Source organism: Paenibacillus taichungensis (assembly GCF_050994985.1).
Taxonomy (GTDB): Bacteria; Bacillota; Bacilli; order Paenibacillales; family Paenibacillaceae; genus Paenibacillus; species Paenibacillus taichungensis.
The window spans coordinates 3,583,192-3,605,920 of record NZ_CP194720.1 but is presented as its reverse complement, the minus strand read 5'-3'; the positions used below and the strand labels follow the sequence as shown (position 1 = coordinate 3,605,920).

General features: G+C 44.5%; 26 protein-coding genes. All 26 read left to right on the top strand.

The window, feature by feature from the left end; genetic code table 11:
- Nucleotides 1-641 precede the first annotated feature (641 nt).
- The gene (flgB, locus tag ACR1R9_RS16060; protein WP_053783790.1) at nt 642-1,049 is read left to right on the top strand and encodes a flagellar basal body rod protein FlgB; all 408 of its coding nucleotides are present in this window, start codon (nt 642-644) and stop codon (nt 1,047-1,049) included.
- Nucleotides 1,050-1,054: 5 nt separating this feature from the next.
- Nucleotides 1,055-1,507: a flagellar basal body rod protein FlgC gene (gene flgC, locus ACR1R9_RS16055; protein WP_063566414.1), complete on the top strand. Its 453-nt coding sequence runs from the start codon at nt 1,055-1,057 to the stop codon at nt 1,505-1,507.
- A gap of 64 nt (nt 1,508-1,571) precedes the next feature.
- Nucleotides 1,572-1,883 (top strand): flagellar hook-basal body complex protein FliE, encoded by a 312-nt coding sequence (gene fliE, locus ACR1R9_RS16050; RefSeq protein WP_024630209.1) that lies wholly within the window; start codon nt 1,572-1,574, stop codon nt 1,881-1,883.
- A gap of 137 nt (nt 1,884-2,020) precedes the next feature.
- Nucleotides 2,021-3,604, top strand: coding sequence for a flagellar basal-body MS-ring/collar protein FliF (fliF, locus tag ACR1R9_RS16045; protein WP_310852608.1), 1,584 nt, complete (start codon nt 2,021-2,023; stop codon nt 3,602-3,604).
- An 11-nt stretch (nt 3,605-3,615) separates the two neighbouring features.
- Nucleotides 3,616-4,632, top strand: a complete 1,017-nt coding sequence (fliG, locus tag ACR1R9_RS16040) for a flagellar motor switch protein FliG (RefSeq protein ID WP_063566412.1) — start codon at nt 3,616-3,618, stop codon at nt 4,630-4,632.
- Nucleotides 4,625-5,485, top strand: coding sequence for a FliH/SctL family protein (locus tag ACR1R9_RS16035; protein WP_076289504.1), 861 nt, complete (start codon nt 4,625-4,627; stop codon nt 5,483-5,485). The genes fliG and ACR1R9_RS16035 overlap by 8 nt, the downstream gene beginning before the upstream one ends.
- Complete coding sequence (gene fliI, locus ACR1R9_RS16030) at nt 5,472-6,791, top strand: flagellar protein export ATPase FliI (protein WP_076289505.1); 1,320 nt, start codon at nt 5,472-5,474, stop codon at nt 6,789-6,791. The genes ACR1R9_RS16035 and fliI overlap by 14 nt, the downstream gene beginning before the upstream one ends.
- An 11-nt stretch (nt 6,792-6,802) precedes the next feature.
- Nucleotides 6,803-7,255 (top strand): flagellar export protein FliJ, encoded by a 453-nt coding sequence (fliJ, locus tag ACR1R9_RS16025; protein WP_072732398.1) that lies wholly within the window; start codon nt 6,803-6,805, stop codon nt 7,253-7,255.
- Between the two features lie 42 nt (nt 7,256-7,297).
- Entirely contained in the window at nt 7,298-8,233 is a 936-nt protein-coding gene (locus tag ACR1R9_RS16020) for a MotE family protein (protein WP_076289506.1), read from the top strand.
- A 41-nt stretch (nt 8,234-8,274) separates the two neighbouring features.
- Complete coding sequence (locus tag ACR1R9_RS16015) at nt 8,275-9,645, top strand: flagellar hook-length control protein FliK (protein ID WP_076289507.1); 1,371 nt, start codon at nt 8,275-8,277, stop codon at nt 9,643-9,645.
- A gap of 19 nt (nt 9,646-9,664) precedes the next feature.
- Entirely contained in the window at nt 9,665-10,210 is a 546-nt protein-coding gene (locus ACR1R9_RS16010; RefSeq protein WP_076289508.1) for a flagellar hook capping FlgD N-terminal domain-containing protein, read from the top strand.
- The gene (locus ACR1R9_RS16005) at nt 10,207-10,590 is read left to right on the top strand and encodes a TIGR02530 family flagellar biosynthesis protein (protein ID WP_076289509.1); all 384 of its coding nucleotides are present in this window, start codon (nt 10,207-10,209) and stop codon (nt 10,588-10,590) included. The genes ACR1R9_RS16010 and ACR1R9_RS16005 overlap by 4 nt, the downstream gene beginning before the upstream one ends.
- Before the next feature lie 82 nt (nt 10,591-10,672).
- The gene (gene flgG / locus ACR1R9_RS16000; protein WP_076289510.1) at nt 10,673-11,488 is read left to right on the top strand and encodes a flagellar basal body rod protein FlgG; all 816 of its coding nucleotides are present in this window, start codon (nt 10,673-10,675) and stop codon (nt 11,486-11,488) included.
- 66 nt (nt 11,489-11,554) lie between these two features.
- Nucleotides 11,555-11,776 (top strand): flagellar FlbD family protein, encoded by a 222-nt coding sequence (locus ACR1R9_RS15995; RefSeq protein ID WP_024630220.1) that lies wholly within the window; start codon nt 11,555-11,557, stop codon nt 11,774-11,776.
- On the top strand, nt 11,776-12,234 hold the full coding sequence (locus tag ACR1R9_RS15990; RefSeq protein WP_076289511.1) for a flagellar basal body-associated FliL family protein: 459 nt from the start codon (nt 11,776-11,778) through the stop codon (nt 12,232-12,234). Before ACR1R9_RS15995 ends, ACR1R9_RS15990 begins: the two co-directional genes overlap by 1 nt.
- A gap of 39 nt (nt 12,235-12,273) precedes the next feature.
- Complete coding sequence (gene fliM, locus ACR1R9_RS15985; RefSeq protein ID WP_024630222.1) at nt 12,274-13,272, top strand: flagellar motor switch protein FliM; 999 nt, start codon at nt 12,274-12,276, stop codon at nt 13,270-13,272.
- Nucleotides 13,262-14,530, top strand: a complete 1,269-nt coding sequence (fliY, locus tag ACR1R9_RS15980; protein ID WP_076289512.1) for a flagellar motor switch phosphatase FliY — start codon at nt 13,262-13,264, stop codon at nt 14,528-14,530. Before fliM ends, fliY begins: the two co-directional genes overlap by 11 nt.
- Before the next feature lie 28 nt (nt 14,531-14,558).
- The gene (locus ACR1R9_RS15975) at nt 14,559-14,924 is read left to right on the top strand and encodes a response regulator (protein WP_017689175.1); all 366 of its coding nucleotides are present in this window, start codon (nt 14,559-14,561) and stop codon (nt 14,922-14,924) included.
- 8 nt (nt 14,925-14,932) lie between these two features.
- Nucleotides 14,933-15,472 carry a flagellar biosynthetic protein FliO gene (locus ACR1R9_RS15970; protein WP_371121409.1) on the top strand — a complete coding sequence of 180 codons (540 nt, stop codon included), beginning with the start codon at nt 14,933-14,935 and terminating at the stop codon, nt 15,470-15,472.
- Nucleotides 15,469-16,224, top strand: coding sequence for a flagellar type III secretion system pore protein FliP (fliP, locus tag ACR1R9_RS15965; RefSeq protein WP_063566400.1), 756 nt, complete (start codon nt 15,469-15,471; stop codon nt 16,222-16,224). Before ACR1R9_RS15970 ends, fliP begins: the two co-directional genes overlap by 4 nt.
- 25 nt (nt 16,225-16,249) lie before the next feature.
- On the top strand, nt 16,250-16,519 hold the full coding sequence (gene fliQ / locus ACR1R9_RS15960; protein ID WP_024630226.1) for a flagellar biosynthesis protein FliQ: 270 nt from the start codon (nt 16,250-16,252) through the stop codon (nt 16,517-16,519).
- A gap of 10 nt (nt 16,520-16,529) precedes the next feature.
- On the top strand, nt 16,530-17,318 hold the full coding sequence (gene fliR / locus ACR1R9_RS15955; RefSeq protein WP_063566399.1) for a flagellar biosynthetic protein FliR: 789 nt from the start codon (nt 16,530-16,532) through the stop codon (nt 17,316-17,318).
- Nucleotides 17,319-17,341: 23 nt separating this feature from the next.
- Entirely contained in the window at nt 17,342-18,424 is a 1,083-nt protein-coding gene (gene flhB, locus ACR1R9_RS15950) for a flagellar biosynthesis protein FlhB (protein ID WP_163760933.1), read from the top strand.
- A gap of 25 nt (nt 18,425-18,449) precedes the next feature.
- Nucleotides 18,450-20,483, top strand: coding sequence for a flagellar biosynthesis protein FlhA (flhA, locus tag ACR1R9_RS15945; RefSeq protein ID WP_076289514.1), 2,034 nt, complete (start codon nt 18,450-18,452; stop codon nt 20,481-20,483).
- Nucleotides 20,480-21,835, top strand: coding sequence for a flagellar biosynthesis protein FlhF (gene flhF / locus ACR1R9_RS15940; RefSeq protein WP_326066380.1), 1,356 nt, complete (start codon nt 20,480-20,482; stop codon nt 21,833-21,835). Before flhA ends, flhF begins: the two co-directional genes overlap by 4 nt.
- Complete coding sequence (locus ACR1R9_RS15935; RefSeq protein WP_326066379.1) at nt 21,832-22,719, top strand: MinD/ParA family protein; 888 nt, start codon at nt 21,832-21,834, stop codon at nt 22,717-22,719. The genes flhF and ACR1R9_RS15935 overlap by 4 nt, the downstream gene beginning before the upstream one ends.
- The last annotated feature ends 10 nt before the right edge of the window (nt 22,720-22,729 follow it).

The following is a 22,729-nucleotide window of genomic DNA, read 5'->3' as shown; positions in this document are numbered from 1 at the left end:
TTAGAAGCTCGAGAAAAAATTGCATAAATGCGCAAAAAAATGAATGAGGTGGTATTGCGAATGTGACAATTTATTTTTGTGGAATATAAATGAGCTTGCTCAGTTTAAATGTTAAAAAAGTGTTTTAGATATGAAGCTGAAACAAGTAATCCGAAATGGATATTTTGTCAATTAGCAATTTCATTGAATAGAGAAGATTCCATGAAACATTATAAGAAAGCCTATTATATCGGTAAATATTTCTAATGAGAAATCGTTTGAAGCTTTTCGATAGATTCCTTGTTTGTATTATTATGATGTGCTCAAACGAGTTGATGCATAGTATAAATTTTAAGAATGTTTAAGAGCTCAATTCGAGCACTTAAGCTTATTTTTGTTTTGGGCCCCAACATTTACGAAAAAATTCATAATTTGCAGAAAATACACAAAAAGCTCTGTCTTTCAGAAAAGATAGGGCTTTTTTCTTATTGTAATATATCCCAATCTCGAAGAAACTTATGTTATACGACAACATCAGAGTTAATTCTACTTAAGTCCTAGAAAACCGTGTGAAAGTGAATGTTTTTTGTCGAAAAAACATAAGCATCCTGAGGGAAAAGATTGAATCTATTTCCATAATTTCTAAAGAGAGGAGGGCGATTATGAATCTTTTGAATGATATTAGTTTTCAAAGGCTGCAAGGTGCACTCGATGCCTCCAACATTAGACAACGAACAATTGCTGACAACATTGCGAATGCGGACACCCCGTATTTCAAGCGTTCGGACGTTGCTTTTGAAGAAATGCTACAGGAACAAATGAATGGAGATATGCCTGTTCTTAAAGGAAAAGTAACGGATTCAAGGCATTTTGTCATAGGTCCTTCCTCTTCCATACCTACACCAGTAGTTAATATGGACCAGTCAACATCCATGAATAACAACCAGAACAACGTCGATGTAGACAAAGAAATGAGTCTTCTGGCGGAGAATCAGCTGCGTTACAACGCTTATATTCAGCAAGTGAATGAACAGATCAAAATGATGCGTGTTGGAGTCGAAGGGAGATAACTTAGGTGAACATCAGTAACAGTTTCAGTATCAGTGCATCGGCTCTAACAGCTCAGCGTTTGCGGATGGATGTTATATCATCCAACATTGCCAACGCGGAGACGACGCGCGCGAGTGTGACCAATGGCGAGGCGGTTCCTTACAAGCGCAAAATGGTTGTGCTTGAACCCAACAAAACTTCCTTCAACAGCTTGCTTCAAAATCAGATGAAAAGCAGTGGGTCTGGAGAGGGAGTAAGAGTATCGGAGATTCGTGAAGATCAGTCCCCTCTGAAGCCGGTCTACGACCCTACACATCCGGATGCCAACGCTGAGGGATATGTGTACATGCCTAATGTGGATATCGCGAAAGAAATGGTGGACATGATCTCGGCTTCACGCTCATATGAAGCAAACGTCACTGCTTTGAACTCAACCAAAGCAATGATATCCAAGGCATTGGAGATTGGAAGAGCCTAGTTTATTGCTTAAAGGTGGAAATAGCCATAAAACCAAAGAACAAAAATGAAAGGGAGGGACATTAATGATTCAGAACAACATGTTTAGCACACAGGGGATTCAACCGCTTCAGATGCAAAGTACGGCACAAAGTAAACCATCTACACCAGCCGAAACCATTCAGAGCTTCGGTACATACCTACAGGATGCGCTAGGGTCTGTAGCTGCACAGGAGACCCAGGCACATGAAATGTCAAACCAATTCCTGGTTGGAAAAGTGAACGTTGATCAGGTGATGATCGCTTCTGAACAGGCCCTGTTGAGTCTGCAACTTACGACTCAAGTCCGAAACAAAGTAGTCGAAGCATATCAGGAGATTATGCGTACGCAATTATAAAATGTCTTAAATGCGCTTCGACAACGGCGCTGATTATTACAACAAGCAGCTGCGATGCTGCTCCTGACCGTTAAACTTTAGAACCTATAAAGATTGCGGAAGGACAGACCAAGCAAAGTTTCGGATGGGGTGACAGAGTGAATGAGAGAATTGCCCAATACAGGGATAAGGCATCCCAGTATTGGAATAGTTTTAGCAAAAAGCAAAAAGTATTATTTATTTCCACCTTCCTGTTTTTAATTTTGGCTGCAGTTGTACTAACCATGCAATTGTCAAAGACGGAATATGAAGTTGCTTTCACTGATTTGAATGCAAGTGACTCTGCAGGCGTCATTAATTATCTGGATTCATCGAGTATTCCATACAAATTAAGTGCAGACGGTAAGACCATATCTGTACCGAGCACGGATGTAGCTATTGCAAAAGTAAATATCGGATCACAAGGAATTATTCAGAATGGTTCATTAGGGTATAAGTCATTTGAGGAGTCATCATCTCCAATCGGGATGACGGATAAAGAGTTCGATGTGAAGTATAACAACGCATTGAACGGAGAAGTGGAGCAGTTGCTTCAACGAATGCAAGGCATACAGGATGCTAAAGTATTGGTCAATATGCCAAAAGATAATATCTTTGCTGGCCTAGAAGAGCAGGATAAAGCATCAGCATCAGTGGCCCTGCAGTTTAAACCGGGTTATCACCCCAATCAGGCTGCGGTAGATGGATATTTTAATTTGGTCAAAACAGCCATTCCCAATCTACCTATTGAAAATATAACGATTACGAACACGGATGAAGCGGAACTGATTCCGACCGCCCGAGGTGGTAGCGGGGGATTATCTTCTGAAGTCCAAGAAAATATGGCGTTACAGAAGAAATTCGAAAATGATGTTCGCAATAATGTGAAACAATTTCTTTCCCAGATTGTTGGTGACGAGAACGTCAATGTTCTGGTTGCTTCCAAGCTTAATTTTGACAAGGAAACACGGAAAGAAAACCTGGTTCAACCGGTCGATGTAGATAATATGAAAGGCATCGAGATCAGTGTGCAAGAGATTCAAAAAAGTTACACTGGGGCAAGCAATCCGACAGGTGGTGTTGCTGGCACAGGTCAAGAGGAAGTTCCCGGTTATCCATCATCGGATGCATCAGGCAACTCAACCTCGGAGGAAACATCCAGCACCAAAAACTACGATGTTAACCGAATTGTTAAAGATATTGTTTCCAGTCCGTATACTGTAAAAGATTTAACCATTAACGTTGCGGTTGAACCACCGGCAGGACAAACAGAAATACAAGCACCGGTTCAGGATGCGATTGAAAATATTTTGGTTAACATTGTTCGTGCATCATTGGCGGACTCAGGCACTGTAATAAGTGACGCAGACTTGGCCAAAAAAGTTTCGGTAATGTCTCAAGGATTCCAGACTGCAGCGGCAACAAATACAGGCTTCAAGCTTTCCACCGGAATGATGTGGGGCATAGGAGCACTGGTGGCAGCATTGATTGCAACGGTTGTTATTTTGTTAGTGCGCCGTCGTCGCAAACAAAACGAAATAGAAGAAGAGGACATTCCTCTTCCAGTAGCAACAGAGTTTCCGTCCATTACGTTGGACAGTGTAACGAACGAAAGTCAAGTGCGCAAACAATTGGAGAGTTTGGCAAAGAAAAAGCCAGACGAATTCGTCAATCTGCTGCGTACGTGGCTGGCTGACGAATAGAGGTGAACGCATTGGCGAAGGCAAGCAGTCAAGGTCTGACTGGAAGACAAAAAGCAGCAATTTTGTTGATTACATTAGGTCCGGAAGTATCCGCGCAAATCTTCAAACATTTGCGGGACGAGGAGATTGAACAACTAACGTTGGAAATTGCCAATGTTCGTAAAGTGGATGCTTCCGAAAAAGATATGATTATGTCTGAGTTTCACCAGATCTGTTTGGCACAGGAATATATCTCACAGGGCGGTATTACGTACGCGAGAGAAATTCTGGAGAAAGCACTCGGGTCGCAAAAAGCACTTGAAGTTATTAACCGTTTGACGGCTACGCTGCAAGTTAGACCCTTTGACTTTGCGCGTAAGGCGGATCCGAATCAAATATTGAACTTCATTCAGAACGAAAGCCCGCAAACAATTGCTCTGGTATTATCGTATCTGCAATTTGAGCAGGCAGCAGCAATTTTGTCCTCGTTACCACAAGAGAAGCAAGCCGATGTAGCACGCAGAGTTGCTGTTATGGACAGTACGTCTCCAGAAGTCATTTCTCAAGTGGAACGGGTGCTCGAGCAGAAATTATCTTCTACTGTTACGCAGGATTATACAAATGCGGGTGGTATCGAATCCATCGTTCAGATCTTGAACGGCGTCGACCGTGGTACGGAACGTACTATTCTCGACTCGTTAGAAATTCAAGATCCGGAACTTGCAGAAGAAATCAAAAAACGCATGTTTGTATTCGAAGATATCGTCAATGTCGACGATCGTTCGATCCAGCGTATTATCCGGGATATCGACAACGCAGATTTGCAGTTGGCACTCAAAGTGGCAAGCGAAGAAGTACGGGATGCTATATTCCGAAATATGTCGAAACGGATGTCCGAGACATTCAAGGAAGAAATGGAATTCATGGGACCTGTTCGGTTGCGTGATGTTGAGGAAGCTCAGACCCGTATCGTAGGAACGATCCGTAGATTGGAAGAAGCTGGTGAGATCATTATCGCTCGCGGTGGAGGAGATGATATCATTGTCTAATTTGATTAAATCTTTCCAGTATGTACCGGTCGATGACCACAAACGACTCGAAAATCATCATCATTATGGTGGATCGGAGTCTGATGCGGAGTTAGATGGTGAACGTGCTGAAGGTTCTGAAGCTGAGATGCTTCAGGCACGCGTGGACGAAGAAACACAACGTCTTACCGCGGAGATGCTGGAGGATGCCAAGGAGTTTGCAGAAAAGCAGGTACGTGATGCTTCGGAGGAAGCGGAACGATTGCTTCAAGAAGCCCGTGAACAGATAGATAGCTGGTGGCAGGAGCAGCGTCAGCAGGATGAACATCTGACTGAAGCGCTTCGTTCACAAGGTTTCCAGCAGGGTTTTGAAGAAGGCAAAGTACAGGCAGAACTGGATCTCCAGGTGAAGATCGAAGAGATGATGAAGGAAGCACGCGGGGTGCTTGAAGAAGCTTACATTGCCAAAGATCAGATTATACAGGAAGCAGAGCCTTTCCTTGTGGATCTCGCCTGTGGTATCGCTGAGAAGGTGATTGACAAACAACTCTCGGTTGAACCAGAACACACACTTGAACTGATTCGTCAGAGTTTGTCTCGCAAACGTGAACAGGGGATGATCACCTTATGTGTGGCACCTGATCAATTTGCTTTTGTGCAGGCCGCACGGGAAGAGTTGGCTATGGCAATTGACTCTCAGGCAGAATTGCAGATTTTGCCTGATGCTACGGTAAAAGACAAGGGATGTGTTATACGGTCGTCGTTTGGAAGCGTAGATGCCAGAATTGATACCCAGCTCGCTGAAATTAAAAAAGAACTGATCCGCATAGCACTTGAGGATGAGGGGCGAAAAAATCAACATGAAGATTCTTAGCTCACAGCGATACATGGAACATCTTAAGCAATTTGATCCCGTTCGTATTAACGGTAAGGTCACTCAGGTCATTGGTCTTATGGTTGAGTCGGAAGGTCCGGATGCAAGTATTGGCGATGTATGTTACATCTACCCTGGAAAATCTGCCAAGCCACTCCAGGCAGAGGTTGTTGGGTTCCGGGATAACAAAGTATTGCTCATGCCACTCGGTGAACTTCAATCTATTGGTCCTGGATGTGATGTGGTCGGAACGGGTAAACCACTTGGCGTTCAGGTTGGATCAGAATTGCTTGGTAAGGTGTTAGATGGATTGGGACAACCTTTGGACGGTTCCTTGTTACCCTCCAGAATGCCGATGTACTCCACATCCAATACGCCAGTGAATCCGATGGACCGACCACGTGTACTCGAAACGATGAGTGTAGGTGTGAGAGCCATTGACGGTCTGTTGACGGTAGGCAAAGGACAGAGGGTCGGCATATTTGCCGGATCGGGTGTTGGTAAAAGTACGCTGATGGGCATGATCGCCCGCAATACAGCAGCAGACGTCAATGTAATTGCTTTGGTAGGCGAGCGGGGCCGCGAGGTTCGTGACTTTATTGAACGGGATCTGGGTCCGGAAGGACTGGAACGATCTGTCGTTATTGTCGCTACCTCTGATCAACCTGCTCTGATTCGAATCAAGGGCGCGGTCATCGCAACTACGATTGCGGAGTATTTCAGAGACAGAGGCATGAATGTCATGTTGATGATGGACTCCGTTACACGTTATGCCATGGCACAGAGGGAAGTAGGACTTGCCGTGGGGGAACCTCCTGCAATGAGAGGATACACTCCTTCTGTTTTTGCGAGTTTGCCCAAGCTGCTTGAGCGAGCGGGGACTGGACCCACAGGCTCGATTACTGCTTTTTACACCGTCCTTGTCGACGGGGATGATATGAACGAACCGATTGCAGATGCGGTGAGAGGTATATTGGATGGTCATATTGTATTAAATCGGTCCATCGCAAATAAAGGTCATTTCCCTGCCATTGATGTGCTTGCGAGCATTAGTCGGGTTATGAAGGATATTGCTCCTGAAGAGCAGCTGGAAGCCGTTAATAATATGAAGAGACTGATGGCTGTGTACAAGGAATCAGAGGATTTAATCAACATTGGGGCTTATCAAAGAGGTTCAAATGCTGCCATTGATGAATCCATTGACCAGATTGATAGCATCTGGGACTTTACCAGGCAGAAAGTCGATGAAAAAGTAACGTTGAGTGAAGTGCAGGAACGTTTGATTCTTGAATTTGCAAGGAGATGAATGGGTAAACGATGAAATTTCGATATCATTTCCAGAAGGTTGTCGACCTGAAAAGCAATGAAAAAACGCAAGCGGAGTGGATGTTATCCACAGCCATCGGGAAACTTCAGACTGAGGAAGAGCATCTTTTACAACTATTGAATGATAAAAAGGAACTGATAGATGTCATTCAATCCGCTACGGAAAGTACGGCTTCCGTATCCAGCTTGCAAGAGATGCAGCGGTATGTCCATCACCTTGACGAGTGCATTTCACGCAAAAGTAGTGATGTCAGACATGCTGAGGTCAATGTGCAACGGAATCAGACGTTTCTGAACGGCAAAATGATGGACGAAAAAGTATGGCTTGGGGCGAGAGACAAGGCCAAAATCAAATTTCAGCAGGAGATGCTCCTCCGGGAACAGAACGATCTGGACGAGATGGCTACTGTACGCTTCGCTGCCAAAGCCGGACGCGCGAATTGATGTGGCCGGACGCGAAGTTGTCTCGTGAAGGAGGAAAGAACAATGGCTGTTAAAGACACAGATATGGAAAAAGAGTCGAGCGGCGGTTGGGAAAAGTTCTTGATGATTTCAATCCCAATTGTGTTCACTGTGGTTTTGTTAGGTGTATTGCTTACTCTATTTAATGTAGATATTCGCAACAACCTGCTTGATGTAGCTAACAAAATACCTGTCGTGAAGGACTGGGTACCTGATCCTGTGCTAGATCCAGAGAAAAAGAAACTGGAGAAGAGTGAGCAGCAGGTCGAGAGTGCAGAAGCGACAATAGATAAACTGAAGGCACAAGTAAGCGAGAAAGAAACAGAACTCAAAGCAGCGAAAGATGCCACGACCACAGAGGCGAAGAAAGCAAGCGATTTACAAAAGAAATTAGATGATGCGGAAAAAGCGGCTGAAACCGCTGCGCAGAATCCAGAGACAGAGTCTGATTATCAGAAACAAATTAAAGATTTGGCGAAGATGTATGCGGACATGAGTCCCAGTAAGGCCGCACCGATTTTGCAAAATATGACGAATGAAGAGATGGTGCTGCTTCTGAGTGCGATGCAATCAACTGCACGAACCAAGGTGCTGGAAAAGATGGACCCAAAAACAGCGGCTGATGTCACGATGATGATGAAGGATGCAAAACCATCCGGTGATCTGGCCCTGGATGCACTGCAATCCCGCTTAAAGAAAGAAACTGCATCGACATCAACGGCGACTACAACTAACTCCAAAAACTTGGATAAAAATCAGCTTAGTCAAACGTTTGCTTCCATGTCGGCCTCTAGTGGAGCTAAACTATTGCTCGAAACATATAAGCTGAGTCCGGATAAAACCTTGACCATTTTAAATTCTGTCGACGATGCTACACGGTCTCAATTGCTTGAAAATATGTCGACTGAAAATTCAGTTGAAACTGCAAAAATATTAAATAAACTAATGGGTAACAAGTAGAATAGTAGCGTCTGTTTACTCCGGAGAGGAGGTGAAAATAAATGTCGATTGTATATCAAATGACAACCACATCATCCGCTAAGACAACAGCAGCGCAGACAACTGGAACAGGATCCAAAGGTGCAACTGCTGGAAGCGGTGATTTTCTGCAAACTCTTGCCCAATCATTGAATGGTGGTGCAACGGCGGAGAATGACTCGGCTACAGCAACGAGCTTAACAGCGAATCCGCTGATGTTTACCTTTGCAGCTAGTGAAGATGGGGAACAAACATCGATCACCGATATCTTAAGTTCGTTATTCGCAGATTTGGATTCGCTAGATGAAGCTTTGGAAAATGATCCGTCACTACTTGCTGATTTACAAAGTCTGATTCAGCAGATGTACGCTCAATTAGATGCTAATCCTGGTATTCAAGCCGAAGGTTCTGATGAGCCTACAAGTGAAGCGGGAAATGCAGCATCAGCAATTGATTTGGCGGAACATCCAGCAGCAGTGCGCTTTGTATTACAGGATGTGCTTACACAGTTAATTGCGGGTATGAATGAGCCTAATAGTACTGTTGTCAAGAACGCTCCAGAATTCAAGCACCTGCTACAATCTCTTCAAAGTCAGTTGCAAGATGCTGGCGTTGACACCAGTCTTAACAAAGGGTGGACTGAACTTAAATCCATTCTGGATACATTAGCAGTGGCTAAGGATCAGTCTGTGCAAGTGGCTCCAACAAATCAAACGTCCAAGCAAGACTCAGTGGCATCACAAGTTCTTGTTGCGGCCGCTTCAAATACTGGACCTAAAGTTTCAGTTGAAACGGATTCAGCACCTACAGCGAATGAAGTAGGAGAAGTGGACCATTCAAGTATCATTACGGCAGGAGAGTTGTCCTTACGTTCATCAGGTACATCAGCAGGCAAACCGGCGGAACCTGTCATGCAAGCCTCCCAGTTTGCAAAAGAGATGACACAATTTGTTGTGAACAAGCTGGATATCGTGCAGCAAAAGGGATTTTCGGAGGCAACTATCTCACTACGTCCGGAGCATCTAGGTAAGCTGGATGTACAAATTACTTTGCAAAACGGACAATTGGTTGCACGGTTTATGACAGAGCATACGATGGCGAAAGACATGCTAGAACAGCAAATGATGCAACTGCGTAGCTCGCTTCAAGCTCAAGGCATTCAAGTGGAACGACTTGAAGTTACTCAGAACAGCTCACTTGGTTCACAAATGTACCAGGATGGGGGACGCCAACCAGGAAGCAATTCTCAGCAGCAACGTCGCTCACGTGAACGTGAAGAACAATCGGATGATGCTGTAACTACAGCAACTCTCCAGGAAGAGTTGCGCAACTGGCGTAGTGAGCATGAGGAAGGCAGCGACCTGCGGAGAGACACGTTTACAGCAGAAGCTTAAACAGAAATGAGGTGAAAATATGGCTAATGAAGCGATTTCTACCAATAATACCTGGCCTAACTATTCGGCAGCGAATAAAGCCACAACAAGCGCTGCAACAAAAGAGCTGGGCAAGGATCAGTTTCTTAAAATATTGATCACTCAGCTACAAAACCAGGATCCGATGCAGCCAATGGAAGATAAGGAATTTATCGCTCAGATGGCTCAGTTCAGTTCGGTAGAACAACTGGTGAATATCTCTTCTCAGCTAAAGACTTTGAATCAGTCTCTTGGGACAGTTTCGGGCATGATTGGCCGCGAGATTAGTTGGCTTTCTTCTAATAAAGAGGATAACGGAACCCTCCGTCAGGGTATTGTGGATTCCATTATTGTACGAGATGGTGTTCAGTACGCAAAAGTGGGCAATGACGAAATCAAGCTGGATGAAATTATTCAAGTAACTAATCCAACACAGGCTGAGGAAAATGAAACTCCAGTTCAGGACGCTGCAGATTCAGCTGTAACGAACGAAACCAAGGAACCAGAACCATCAGCACAGCCTGAAGACAATGGAAACCTGTTATGAGTGACCGCATAACAGTAGGCCAATTGTACACAGGTCCAATTACACCTAATTTGCTTAACCGTTCCAAAGCGGGAGAAGCATCCAATGTACCTGAACGCCCTTTTGCACAGGTATTGGAAGACAACCTCCTGAAATTGAGTAATCATGCTGCCAAAAGGTTGGAACAGCGCGGTATTGAACTCAAGACTGAGCAGATGCAGCAGATTGGAAATGCACTGGATAAGGCTGCTGCCAAAGGAGCCAAGGAATCCTTGATTTTGATGAAAGATATGGCTTTTATCGTTAATGTCAAAAATCGTACTGTTGTTACAGCCATGGATAGTGAAAGCATGAAGGATAATGTATTCACCCAGATTGATAGTGCTGTAATCATTTCTTGACCGGCTGGCCCTTCTCGGGAGCCGGAATGCCGCTGACCGACTGACGCGGTAACCAAACTAAGGCTGGGAGGATTTTTAAAAAATGTTGAAATCAATGTACTCAGGCGTTTCCGGGATGCGGGGTTTTCAAACGAAACTTGATGTAATCGGTAATAATATTGCGAACGTGAATACGGTTGGCTTTAAAGGTAGCCGTGTCATGTTCAAAGATATTATGAGCCAAACAACGGCGGGGGTGACAGCGCCAGGAGATGAAAACGGTGGTGTAAATGCAAAGCAGATTGGTTTGGGTGTATCGGTGGGATCGATTGATACGCTGCATCTCGCAGGCAGCCCAATGACAACTAATAATCCAACCGACCTGCGTCTAAATGGTGATGGTTTCTTCCTGGTGACCCTTGGTGGGGAACAAGAAGTTCCTTTTTTAACCCGTGCAGGAGATTTCCATGTGGATGCTAACCGTAACCTCGTGACATCCGATGGTCTGTTCGTTGTTGATAGTGGTGGAGAACCTATCACACTGGACGAAACAGTCGTTTCTTTCACGATTGGTCAAGATGGAATTATCAACCAGACGATGGATGATGGAACAACTGAAGCTGGAGCACAACTCGGCATAGGGAAAGTAACAAATCCGGAAGGCCTGGAAAAAATCGGTGGCAACTTGTATCGCATTACTGCAAATGCCAATGCTGATGGGGAATTTGAAATTGTCACTGCCAATAGTACTGAATTTGGTACAGGATCCGTTATTGCAGGACAACTTGAAATGTCCAACGTGGATCTAACTGGTGAATTCACAGAGATGATCGTTGCTCAGCGTGGATTCCAGGCGAACTCACGTATTATTACAACGTCCGATGAAGTGCTTCAGGAAGTTGTTAACCTGAAACGTTAATAACTGATTAGTAATTTTTAATGCGTGGGGGGGCTTGCTCCTCCACTCTGATCGAGGGGGCTTAGCATGATTTCGGTTACGCGGTTAAACGGTTCTCCCATGTGGTTAAATGCGCTGATGGTTGAAATTGTGGAAGAGACACCAGACACGTATATTACTCTGGTAACCGGAAAGAGACTTATTGTGCTTGAGAAAGCCGATGAGGTTATTTCCAAAATTAAAGATTACAACCGTGAAATCGGGGTTCAGGCAGCCACTATTAAAGTGCAGCAAACGGAGGAGTCCTGATGAAAAAGATGTTGCCTTGGCTTGCAACAAGCTTGCTAGCTATAACACTCATTGTGGTGGTTGTGTTTGTATTTATGCAAGGACAGAACGGGAATAAGGTTGACACACATACGGCAGCCGCGGCAGAGAAGAAGATGACTGCGGATGAGATTGTTGCAGTTTCCTCAGAGCTTGGAGAAATTAAAACCAATTTGGCTGATATAGACCATGTTGTAGTTGTAAGTTTTTCTTTCAAATTATCCGACAAAAAGGCTAAAGAAGATTTTGAGAAAATCAAGGAAATCACGGTGAAGCCTATTATCATCCAGACTTTTGCGGATACCAAGTCTGATGAGCTGGCTACAGCGAAAGGTCGCATTCAATTTAATAAAAAATTGACTGAGCTTATTAATGAAGCTTTACCAGAAGGTAAGCTGGCCAGCACTAGTTTTTCTGCTTTTGTGATGGCGCCAATGTAATGAACAGGACACGCTGTAAATCTGTAAGGGGGTGAGAACATGGTGGATGTATTATCACAAAATGAGATTGACGCCCTATTAGCTGCCCTTTCCTCTGGTGAGATGGATGCTGAGGAATTGAAAAAGGAAGAAACTCAAAAGAAAATTAGGTCGTACGATTTTAAGCGGGCAGTTCGTTTTTCCAAAGATCATATTCGAAGCTTGACCCGTATTCACGAAAATTTTGCACGCTTTCTCACCACTTATTTTTCAGCCCAACTGCGGACGTTCGTTCAGATCAATGTCGTTCAGGTTGAACAGTTGCCTTATGACGAGTTTATCCGTTCTATTCCGAAGATGACGATATTGAACATATTTGAGGCGGAGCCATTACAGGGACGGATGGTGATGGAGGTTCATCCCAACGTGGGTTATGCAATGCTGGATCGTCTGCTTGGCGGAACAGGAAATGCACCGACAAAGATCGCATCGATGACGGAAATTGAGACGACGATTATGGAGCGGATTTTCAGCCGTGCGTTTGAAAGTTTGCAGGAAGCATGGAAGACTGTGTTGGATATTTCTCCAAGGATGGAAGCACTGGAGACCAATCCGCAATTTATGCAGATTGTATCACCTAACGAGACCATCGCTTTGATCTCACTGAGTACCAAAATCGGTGACACCACAGGCATGATCAATTTGTGTATCCCACATGTCGTTCTTGAACCAATTATGTCCCGGTTGTCGACTCATCAGTGGTTTGTTTCGGAGAAAAAGACGAGAGCTCCTGAAGAATATGATGCTCTCAAAGAGCGTGTGAACAAAGCCAAATTGCCCGTCGTTGCGGAGTTGGGCGAATCCAGAATTTCAATTGCTGAATTTTTGGGTCTGTCTGTTGGCGATGTCATTACGTTGAACAAACCCGTTGATGAGGGACTGTCCATTAAAGTTGGAGACAGGCTGAAGTATATGGGTAGCCCGGGAACGATCAAGGATCGTGTGGCTGTGCAAATAGACAAGATTGTCACCGAAGGAGTTGAAGAATTTGACGAGTAAGGATTATTTATCCCAAGAAGAAATCGATGCTTTGCTCAGACAATCGGAATCGATGAACAGTTCGGAACCGGCTGTGAAAACAGTTGATGATTTTTTGACCGAGCTGGAACAGGATGCCTTGGGGGAGATTGGTAACATTACATTTGGTAGCGCGGCGACAGCTTTGTCCACGCTATTAGGCCTAAAAGTAGATATTACAACACCTAAAGTATCCATCATCAGCCGGACACAGTTTGATGAAGCATTTCCTAAGCCTCATGTTGCTGTTCATGTGAATTACGTAGATGGATTTGAAGGGATTAACTCACTAGTCATCAAAAAACGGGATGCTCAAGTCATAGCGGATCTGATGCTTGGCGGCGAAGGTAATCCGGTCGATGAAGAACTGAATGAAATCCATATCAGTGCAGTACAAGAAGCGATGAATCAGATGATGGGTTCGTCTGCTACTTCCATGTCTACCATCTTTAACCGTTTTGTGAATATTTCTCCTCCGGGGATTGATATTCTCAATATGGAAAGTGGCGAGGGAGTCAGCAATCTGCCAGAAGATGAGACGTTGATCCAAGTATCATTCCGTCTGTTGATTGGCGATCTGATTGATTCCAATCTCATGCAGCTGCTTCCAGTCCATTTTGCCAAAGAAATGGTAGAGATGTTGATTGGAGGAGCTCAAGAGTCTACTGCTAGTGCACCAGTTGCGTCAACACCTGAGCCAGCACCAGCACCGGTAGCAGCACCAGTTGCCCCTGAGCAACCTCCGGTTCAGCAACAGATACCACCACAGGCGCAGCAGCCGCCTGTTCAAGATTATAATGGCTATGGGCAGGGCCCGATGGGAATGCCTCAAGGAATGCCGCCACAGCAGCCGTATGGCATGCCTCCGCAGCAACCTTATGGTGTACCGCAGCATTACGGCGGTGTGCCGAATAGGAATGTAAACGTACAACCGGTTCAATTCGCCAATTTGCAAAATGGGGCGTTCGGCCAGGTAGACGAAAACAATTTGAATTTATTGATGGACATTCCCCTTAAAGTCACCGTAGAATTAGGAAGGACCCAGAAGCAAATTAAGGATATTTTAGAACTGTCACAAGGTTCAATTGTCGAGCTGGACAAACTGGCCGGTGAACCTGTCGATATTTTGGTAAATAACAAGTTGATTGCCAAAGGTGAGGTTGTCGTAATCGACGAAAACTTTGGTGTTCGTGTTATAGATATCGTAAGCCAATGGGACCGAATACAGAAATTACAATAAGCACAATTTAGGGAGGACTTGAATCAAGATGGCAAACCGAATTTTAGTCGTGGACGACGCTGCATTTATGAGAATGATGATCCGGGACATTTTGTCCAAAAACGGATACGAGGTCGTTGGCGAAGCACAGGATGGATCACAAGCAATTGAGAAGTTTAAGGAGCTTCGTCCTGATCTGATCACAATGGATATTACCATGCCTGAGATGGATGGTATTGCAGCTTTGAAAGAAATCAAAAAAATTGATGCTAACGCAAAAGTGATTATGTGCTCTGCGATGGGTCAACAAGCGATGGTTATTGATGCAATCCAAGCTGGAGCTAAAGATTTCATTGTGAAGCCGTTCCAATCTGACCGGGTTATCGAAGCAATCAGCAAAACGCTGGGCGTTTAAGAGACATGATGATGGCTCAGGATAAGATTCCAGATGATGTTGGCACGGGAGTCAATTATTATTTTCAGCTTGTATGGGTGATTGTTGTCCTGGCCGTCATTCTGGTTCTTATAGTCTATCTGATTCGTTTTCTAAACAAACGGAATCAGCGATGGTTCCGGAACGGCACAATTCGTATTTTGGGTGGAGTCGGACTGGGACCAAACAAGTCGCTGCAAATTATAGAAATTGGCGGTAGCGTTTATCTACTCGGTGTGGGTGATGACATACAGCTGGTGGATAAGGTTTCGGATCTTGAAGAGGCACAGCGAATCATTGATTCATTTGAACGGGATGCTTCAGCACAACAGGGAAGCCTTTCGCCTCTCATTGCAAAGCTGGCAGCCCGATTGCGCAAAGATGAACCGCCGCGGGAAATGGAACTCGAGGATACAACCTCTTTTCACGAACTGTTTGAATCTAAACTTCGGCAGATGCCTAACCGTAAAGAGAAGATGGAGAAGGTTCTGGAAGAAGACAATACTACAGATCGGTCGAGGGATTCATGAAGAAAAAGATTTGGTTAGCGTGTTTTTTCATAGGACTCATCAGTCTGGCATCCGTCACTGTTGCCTTTGCCGAACCGATTCCGAATATTGATATTCAAATTGGAAACGGGGATGGGGGCACTCCAAGCACGAGTTCATTGTCCATTATCCTGCTGATCACGGTACTTAGTATCGCACCAGCTTTGCTAGTACTAATGACCAGCTTTACCCGGATTGTTATCGTTCTCGGTTTTGTGCGGACATCCTTGGGTACGCAGCAAATGCCACCCAATCAGGTGCTGGTCGGTTTGGCACTTTTTCTAACACTGTTCATCATGTCACCGACGTTGTCATCCATCAATCAGGTAGCGCTTCAGCCCTATCTCAAGGGTGACATCACACAAACCGAAGCGTTGGAAAAAGCTGCGGATCCTATGAAGAAGTTTATGTTCTCCCACACTAGGGAGAAAGACCTGCTGCTGTTTATGAAGTACAATCAAACCGAAAAGCCAAGCACATACCAGGATATCCCGATTACTGTGATGGTACCGGCATATGCAATCAGTGAGTTGAAGACAGCATTCCAGATGGGATTCATGATCTTTATTCCATTCTTGGTTATAGACATTGTAGTTGCGAGTACACTCATGGCTATGGGCATGATGATGCTTCCACCTGTCATGATCTCATTACCTTTCAAAATACTGCTATTTGTACTTGTCGATGGCTGGTATCTGGTCGTGAAGTCACTGTTGCTGAGTTTTAACACTTGAGCCGGCATATTAAAGGAGGACGGTCATGACTTCGGAGTTTATTATCGGTCTGGCCGGGAAAGCGGTTTATACTTCACTGCTGGCCAGCGCACCTATGCTTATTCTAGCTCTGGTTGTAGGACTCATTATCAGTGTGTTTCAGGCAACCACTCAAATTCAGGAGCAAACCCTGGCCTTTGTGCCTAAAATCATTGCTGTACTTCTGGCAGTACTTTTGTTTGGTCCTTGGATATTGAATATACTGGTCGATTTCACGTATAACATTCTCGATAATTTATACAGATACATAGGGTAGGCTGTTGCAGATGGAGACATTGTTGCAAAGTTTTCCTGTCGCTCTGCTTATGTTTTGTCGAATAGCATCATTTTTTGTAACTGCACCGGTCTTCTCGGCTCGGAATGTGCCGAATTCTCTTAAAATTGGCTTATCGGCATTTGTAACCTTTACTGTGTATATGGTATACGGCATAGACCAGGTTGTACCTACAGATCTGAGTTATATCCTGCTGGTTATCCGAGAGATATTGATTGGCTTGCTCCTAGGCTTTGTTGCTTATCTGTTAATGACGGCTATACAGACCGCAGGAACATTTATTGATCTTCAGATTGGTTTTGGTATGGCCAACGTATATGATCCAATGACAGGTGCTTCTGCTCCGCTTACAGGTAACTTCAAATATGCTTTTGCGGTATTGCTTTTTCTGACAATGAACGGACATCATTATCTGCTCGATGCCATTGTATACAGCTATCGTTGGATTCCCTTGTCGAATGTATTCTTTCTACGATTGGCAGACGGAAGTATTGCTGAATTTTTGGTGCGTACTTTAGGTCAATCATTTATGTTGGCTTTTCAGATGTCTGCGCCGATTGTAGTTGCTCTGTTTTTGACAGATGTAGGATTGGGATTTTTAGCGAAGACGGCTCCTCAATTCAACGTATTTGCCGTCGGAATGCCACTTAAGGTACTCGTAGGGCTTGCTATTTTGCTTTTGCTGGTTCCCAGCTTTGCCTTTGTGTTTAGTCAATTGTTCGAAGTAATGTTCAGATCCATGGAAAACTTGCTTGGGACCATTGGACAGAGGCCGGGCTGAGTGAAACGGAGGACAAGATTCGAATGAAATATCAACTCGACCTCCAAATGTTTGCGGGGGAAAAAACAGAGAAGGCTACCCCGAAAAAAAGACAGGATACGCGAAAAAAAGGACAGGTTGTCAAAAGTATGGAGCTGTCCGGCGCATCCATTCTCCTATTCACGTTTTTGATTATGATGATGTTCAGTAACTTTTATAAAGAACGAATAGTTCGACTGTTTACGGACATCTTCATAAATCGACTGAGTATGGAGATCACCGGGGAGAATGTTGTCGCTCTGATGATGCGATATGGTATCGAGGTAATGCTGTTGCTTGCTCCTGCTTTGCTAGGTGCGGTACTTGTTGCGTTAATCGTTAATTACATGCAGGTTGGTTTTCTTCTTGTAGGGGAAGGTTTGAAGCCAAAACTTGAGAAATTGGATCCGATAAAAGGGTTCAAAAATATTTTTTCTCTACGTTCTTTGGTTGAATTCGCTAAATCGATTCTGAAAATGTCAATTATCGGTTTTCTCGTTTACAGTACAATCACAAGTTACCAATCAGACATTGCTTCACTGTCACATTTTTCACTGGATGCGATTCTTCATTTTGCTGCTTCGATTACCTTAAGCTTAGGAATTAAAATTGCCGTAGCGCTCCTGGTGCTTGCAGTATTCGATTACATGTATCAGAAGTACGATTATGAGAAGAACATACGTATGTCCAAGCAAGATATCAAGGACGAATACAAAAAAATGGAAGGTGACCCACTGATCAAGGGGAAAATCAGGGAGCGTCAGCGTCGTATGGCTGTTCAGCGCATGATGCAGGAAGTTCCCAAAGCGGATGTAATTATCACCAACCCGACTCACTTTGCCGTTGCGCTTAAGTATGAAGGCTCGGAGATGGAAGCGCCGCAGATAATAGCCAAAGGTCAGGATTACGTTGCCTTGCGTATTAAGGAAATTGCCAAAGAGCACGGTGTCATTACTATGGAAAACAAGCCGCTGGCACGGGCATTGTTCCAGAGAGCCGAGATTGGTGACGCCATACCGGCTGATTTGTTTCAAGCGGTAGCCGAAGTGCTGGCTTATGTATATAAATTAAAGGGCAGAACGAAATAACAAGGGATCGGAGGCCGTACATTCATTGAAAACAAAAGATATAGCTGTCCTTGCGGGTATCATCGGCATCGTGTTGATGATGATTCTCCCGATCCCAACCTGGTTGTTGGACATGTTGCTTGTCATCAATATCTCAATTGCACTGATGATACTGCTTGTTGCAATGAACAGCAAAGAGGCACTGCAATTTTCTATCTTTCCTGCATTGTTGCTAATCACGACGTTGTTTCGATTGGCACTCAATATATCGACAACGAAGCTGATTCTGGGAGAAGGAGACGCTGGTTCGGTAGTTGCTACCTTTGGTAGCTGGATAGCTGGTGGACAGATTGCAATTGGATTCATTGTGTTTCTGATTCTCGTCGTTGTTCAATTTATCGTTATTACGAAGGGTTCGGAGCGTGTAGCTGAAGTAGCAGCACGATTTACCCTCGATGCGATGCCTGGTAAACAGATGAGTATCGACGCAGATTTGAATGCTGGTCTGATCAATGAGCAGCAAGCACGTGAACGTCGTTCCAAAATTGAACGCGAAGCTGACTTCTACGGAGCCATGGATGGAGCGAGTAAATTTGTAAAAGGAGACGCTATAGCGAGTATCATTATTCTCCTGATTAATCTCATTGGTGGATTTATCATCGGAATGACGGTTCATGGTCTCGATTTTGCAGAATCGCTTTCTACCTATTCTGTGTTAACGATCGGGGATGGACTGGTAAGCCAGATTCCTGCACTCCTGATATCTACAGCAGCAGGTCTTATCGTAACAAGAGCCTCATCGGAAGGGAATTTGGCCGATGACATTACGGGACAATTGTTTACATACCCGACGCTCCTTTATATTGTAGCTTTTGTAATAGCAATGCTCGGTTTTTTTACACCGATTCATGTTATTACAACGTTGCCGCTTGCAGGTTTGCTGGCTTTTGCCGGATGGAGGATGCAGAATAATCTGAATCAGAAGCAAGAGGCAGAGGAGCAAATGGAAGAGGAGCAGCAGATTGAAGAAGTTAGAAGTCCGGAGAGCGTAATCAACCTTCTTCAGGTTGACCCAATTGAGTTTGAATTTGGTTACGGTTTGATTCCTCTGGCTGACAATCAGCAGGGTGGGGACTTATTGGATCGGATCATTATGATTCGTAGGCAATGTGCTCTTGAACTGGGGTTAGTCGTTCCGGTTATCCGGATTAGGGATAATATCCAATTAAGACCGAATGAATATGTCATCAAAATTAAGGGTAATGTTGTTGGCGGCGGAGAACTGTTGTTGAATCATTATCTGGCCATGAGTCCGGGTTATGAAGAAGAATCTGTTACAGGGATCGAAACGACAGAACCAGCTTTTGGTCTTCCAGCGTTATGGATTGATGAAGTAACCAAAGATAGAGCTGAACTTGCAGGATATACGGTTGTAGATCCTCCTTCAGTTGTAGCTACACATCTGACTGAATTGATTAAGAAGCATGCGCATGAGTTACTTGGCAGACAAGAAACAAAAGCACTCGTGGATAATCTCAGAGAGAATTATGCTGCGCTGGTGGATGAACTCATCCCATCCGTCCTGTCCATTGGAGATGTACAGAAAGTGCTCGCCAAGTTGTTGCGTGAGAAAGTTTCCATTCGTGATATGGTTACAATTTTCGAGACACTGGCGGACTACGGAACGTACACCAAAGACCCGGATGTACTGACAGAATATGTGAGACAATCCCTTTCTCGTCAGATTACCCAGCAATTCTCCCAAAAAGGAGAGACGCTTAGAGTTATCACTGTTGGACCTGGCCTGGAGAAGAAAATTGCCGAGAGTGTACAGCAATCCGATCAAGGCAGTTATCTTGCACTGGATCCGGCTTCAACACAAAGTGTATATCAAAAGTTGACTGAACAAGTCAATCGATTGATCCAGTCGGGCCAGCAGCCTGTTGTATTAACTTCTCCAACTATTCGTATGTATCTGCGTCAGGTGATTGAGCGTACCATGCAGGATATACCAGTGCTTTCCTATAGTGAGTTGGAGCCGAATGTTGAAATTCAAAGTGTCGGGGTGGTGAACTTATGAGAGTAAAACAATACGTCGTTGAAACCATGCCCGAAGCTATGCTTCAAATTCGCAAAGACCTGGGAAGTGATGCCGTCATTCTGTCCACCAAGGAAATCAAGGTGGGGGGGGTGCTGGGGATGTTCCGTAAGAAAAGGATTGAAGTTGTAGCTGCTGTAGATAAGGAAGAAAAAAAACAGACTACAAATCAAGTTCAAAATCAATTTTCACCCGTACCTCGCGCATTTGTACCTGAAGCATATCGACAAACGGCTCGCTCGTTTGTCGTTGCTTCTGACGAATCAGCTGCGAGTATCGCTGAAAAAAATGTGCAAGAGAAAGCTACGGATGCCACAGCTGTGTCTGAATCGAGTAAACTCGGTTCAGACATGAGCAGCGGCAGATCTTCTTTGAGTATCGAGCATAAACCGCGACCGCAAGGGGCGGATTTTTCGGGTTTAACATCAGCCAGTGGGCAGCAGGAGCAGGCGAACGATCTGCAGCAGGGCCAACTAATGTCTGAATTGCAGGAGCTCAAACTGATGATGACCAAGTTGTCTAAGCAAGGAGAAACGGCAGATCCGTTATCAGAGAAGTTTCATGCTCTTCGAGAAAGGTTGATGGAGCAAGACATTTGGCCAGAAGTATGGGAATCTTGGTTTGAGGTTGTTCAGACAAATCTCTCTGAAAAAGAATTAGATGAAGTAGAAGCTGTTCAAGCAGTGCAATTGGAAATATCACATTTTTTGGAGAAACGTATCGACGTGGGCATTTTGCCAACCACACGCATTGTGTATGTAGCTGGGCCAACTGGCGTTGGTAAAACAACGACCATTGCCAAGCTGGCTGCTGAACAGATGTTCAACAAACAGCGAAAGGTAGGGTTCATCACTTCCGATACCTATCGTATCTCAGCTGTAGAACAACTTAGAACGTACGCATCCATTTTAAATGTCCCGCTTGAGGTCGTACAATCCCCAGGTGATACACAACGTGCGATCTCCCGTCTTGAGGAATGTGATTTGATCTTCATGGATACAGCCGGAAGAAACTACAGAAATGAGCTGCTTGTTTCAGAACTGCAAAGTTTACTCGCACCTGTGGAAAATAGTGAAACTTTTTTGGTTTTGAGCATGACTTCCAAAAGTTCCGATATGGTTCAAATAACCGAGCATTTTAGTAAATATGGGCTGGATAAGGTTATTTTTACGAAGATGGATGAGACCGGAAGCTGCGGCCCTATGTTTAACCTACTGCATCGTTTTCCACTTAAACTTGCTTATGTGGCGAACGGACAAAATGTGCCTGATGATCTACTCAAACCTGATGCGGATTCTCTGACCAAACAATTGTTAGGAGAGCTTGTACGATGAAGGACCAGGCAGCCTCACTCAGAAGTATGGTCTCCATGCCTAACGGAGTGGAGGGAAGTGGTCGTGATTCACGCTCCTCCAAAATCATAACCGTTGCCAGTGGAAAAGGAGGGGTTGGTAAATCCAACTTCACACTTAATTTTGCACTGAGCTTACAGGCAATGGGGCAGAAGGTATTGGTGTTTGATGCAGATATAGGGATGGCTAATATCGATGTCCTAATGGGAACCTCATCTCCCTATAATCTGTACCATCTGTTATACCGACAGAAATCCATACAGGAAATCATACAGCTTGGTGCAAGCGGGTTGCCTTATATCGCCGGAGGTTCGGGGATGAAAGAATTGTTCTCATTGTCAGATCGAGATCTGGAGTTTTTTGCTGGACAAGTTGAAGAAATTGCACAGGAGATGGACTATGTCATTTTTGATACTGGGGCAGGACTTTCCAGAGAAAACATGAAATTTATCGGTGCAGCCGATGAATGCCTGATCATCACCACACCTGAACCAACTTCAATAACCGATGCTTACGCTTTAGTTAAAGTTATGCATGGCCAGGAATATGCCACACCCTTTCGGATGATCGTTAACCGGGTTGAAGACCAGCAAGAGGCGGAAAGGGTGGCGGATAAAATAGCTGGAGTGGCTAAGAGATTTTTACAGATCGATATCCCCCTGCTTGGATATATTTCCGAAGATGCCCAGGTTGTAAAGGCAGTTAAAAGGCAAGTGCCATACAGTCTGGCATATCCGAATGCAAAAGCTTCCAGGGATATATTGAAACTCGCACATCACTATTTAGCTGCACCTGCTGCTCCGGGATCCGAAACCTTGACAGGAATCAGAGGATTTATGAAAAAGTGGCTAAAGCGGACAACATGATTTCTGAATA

Excerpts from the sequence above, each read along its gene's own strand:
- flgB (WP_053783790.1), top strand. The coding sequence starts at position 642 with ATGAATCTTTTGAATGATATTAGTTTTCAAAGGCTGCAAGGTGCACTC.
- fliE (WP_024630209.1), top strand. The coding sequence starts at position 1,572 with ATGATTCAGAACAACATGTTTAGCACACAGGGGATTCAACCGCTTCAG.
- fliI (WP_076289505.1), top strand. The coding sequence starts at position 5,472 with ATGAAGATTCTTAGCTCACAGCGATACATGGAACATCTTAAGCAATTT.
- fliJ (WP_072732398.1), top strand. The coding sequence starts at position 6,803 with ATGAAATTTCGATATCATTTCCAGAAGGTTGTCGACCTGAAAAGCAAT.
- ACR1R9_RS16020 (WP_076289506.1), top strand. The coding sequence starts at position 7,298 with ATGGCTGTTAAAGACACAGATATGGAAAAAGAGTCGAGCGGCGGTTGG.
- ACR1R9_RS16015 (WP_076289507.1), top strand. The coding sequence starts at position 8,275 with ATGTCGATTGTATATCAAATGACAACCACATCATCCGCTAAGACAACA.
- ACR1R9_RS16010 (WP_076289508.1), top strand. The coding sequence starts at position 9,665 with ATGGCTAATGAAGCGATTTCTACCAATAATACCTGGCCTAACTATTCG.
- ACR1R9_RS16005 (WP_076289509.1), top strand. The coding sequence starts at position 10,207 with ATGAGTGACCGCATAACAGTAGGCCAATTGTACACAGGTCCAATTACA.
- flgG (WP_076289510.1), top strand. The coding sequence starts at position 10,673 with ATGTTGAAATCAATGTACTCAGGCGTTTCCGGGATGCGGGGTTTTCAA.
- ACR1R9_RS15995 (WP_024630220.1), top strand. The coding sequence starts at position 11,555 with ATGATTTCGGTTACGCGGTTAAACGGTTCTCCCATGTGGTTAAATGCG.
- ACR1R9_RS15990 (WP_076289511.1), top strand. The coding sequence starts at position 11,776 with ATGAAAAAGATGTTGCCTTGGCTTGCAACAAGCTTGCTAGCTATAACA.
- fliM (WP_024630222.1), top strand. The coding sequence starts at position 12,274 with ATGGTGGATGTATTATCACAAAATGAGATTGACGCCCTATTAGCTGCC.
- ACR1R9_RS15975 (WP_017689175.1), top strand. The coding sequence starts at position 14,559 with ATGGCAAACCGAATTTTAGTCGTGGACGACGCTGCATTTATGAGAATG.
- ACR1R9_RS15970 (WP_371121409.1), top strand. The coding sequence starts at position 14,933 with ATGATGGCTCAGGATAAGATTCCAGATGATGTTGGCACGGGAGTCAAT.
- fliP (WP_063566400.1), top strand. The coding sequence starts at position 15,469 with ATGAAGAAAAAGATTTGGTTAGCGTGTTTTTTCATAGGACTCATCAGT.
- fliQ (WP_024630226.1), top strand. The coding sequence starts at position 16,250 with ATGACTTCGGAGTTTATTATCGGTCTGGCCGGGAAAGCGGTTTATACT.
- fliR (WP_063566399.1), top strand. The coding sequence starts at position 16,530 with ATGGAGACATTGTTGCAAAGTTTTCCTGTCGCTCTGCTTATGTTTTGT.
- flhB (WP_163760933.1), top strand. The coding sequence starts at position 17,342 with ATGAAATATCAACTCGACCTCCAAATGTTTGCGGGGGAAAAAACAGAG.
- flhF (WP_326066380.1), top strand. The coding sequence starts at position 20,480 with ATGAGAGTAAAACAATACGTCGTTGAAACCATGCCCGAAGCTATGCTT.
- ACR1R9_RS15935 (WP_326066379.1), top strand. The coding sequence starts at position 21,832 with ATGAAGGACCAGGCAGCCTCACTCAGAAGTATGGTCTCCATGCCTAAC.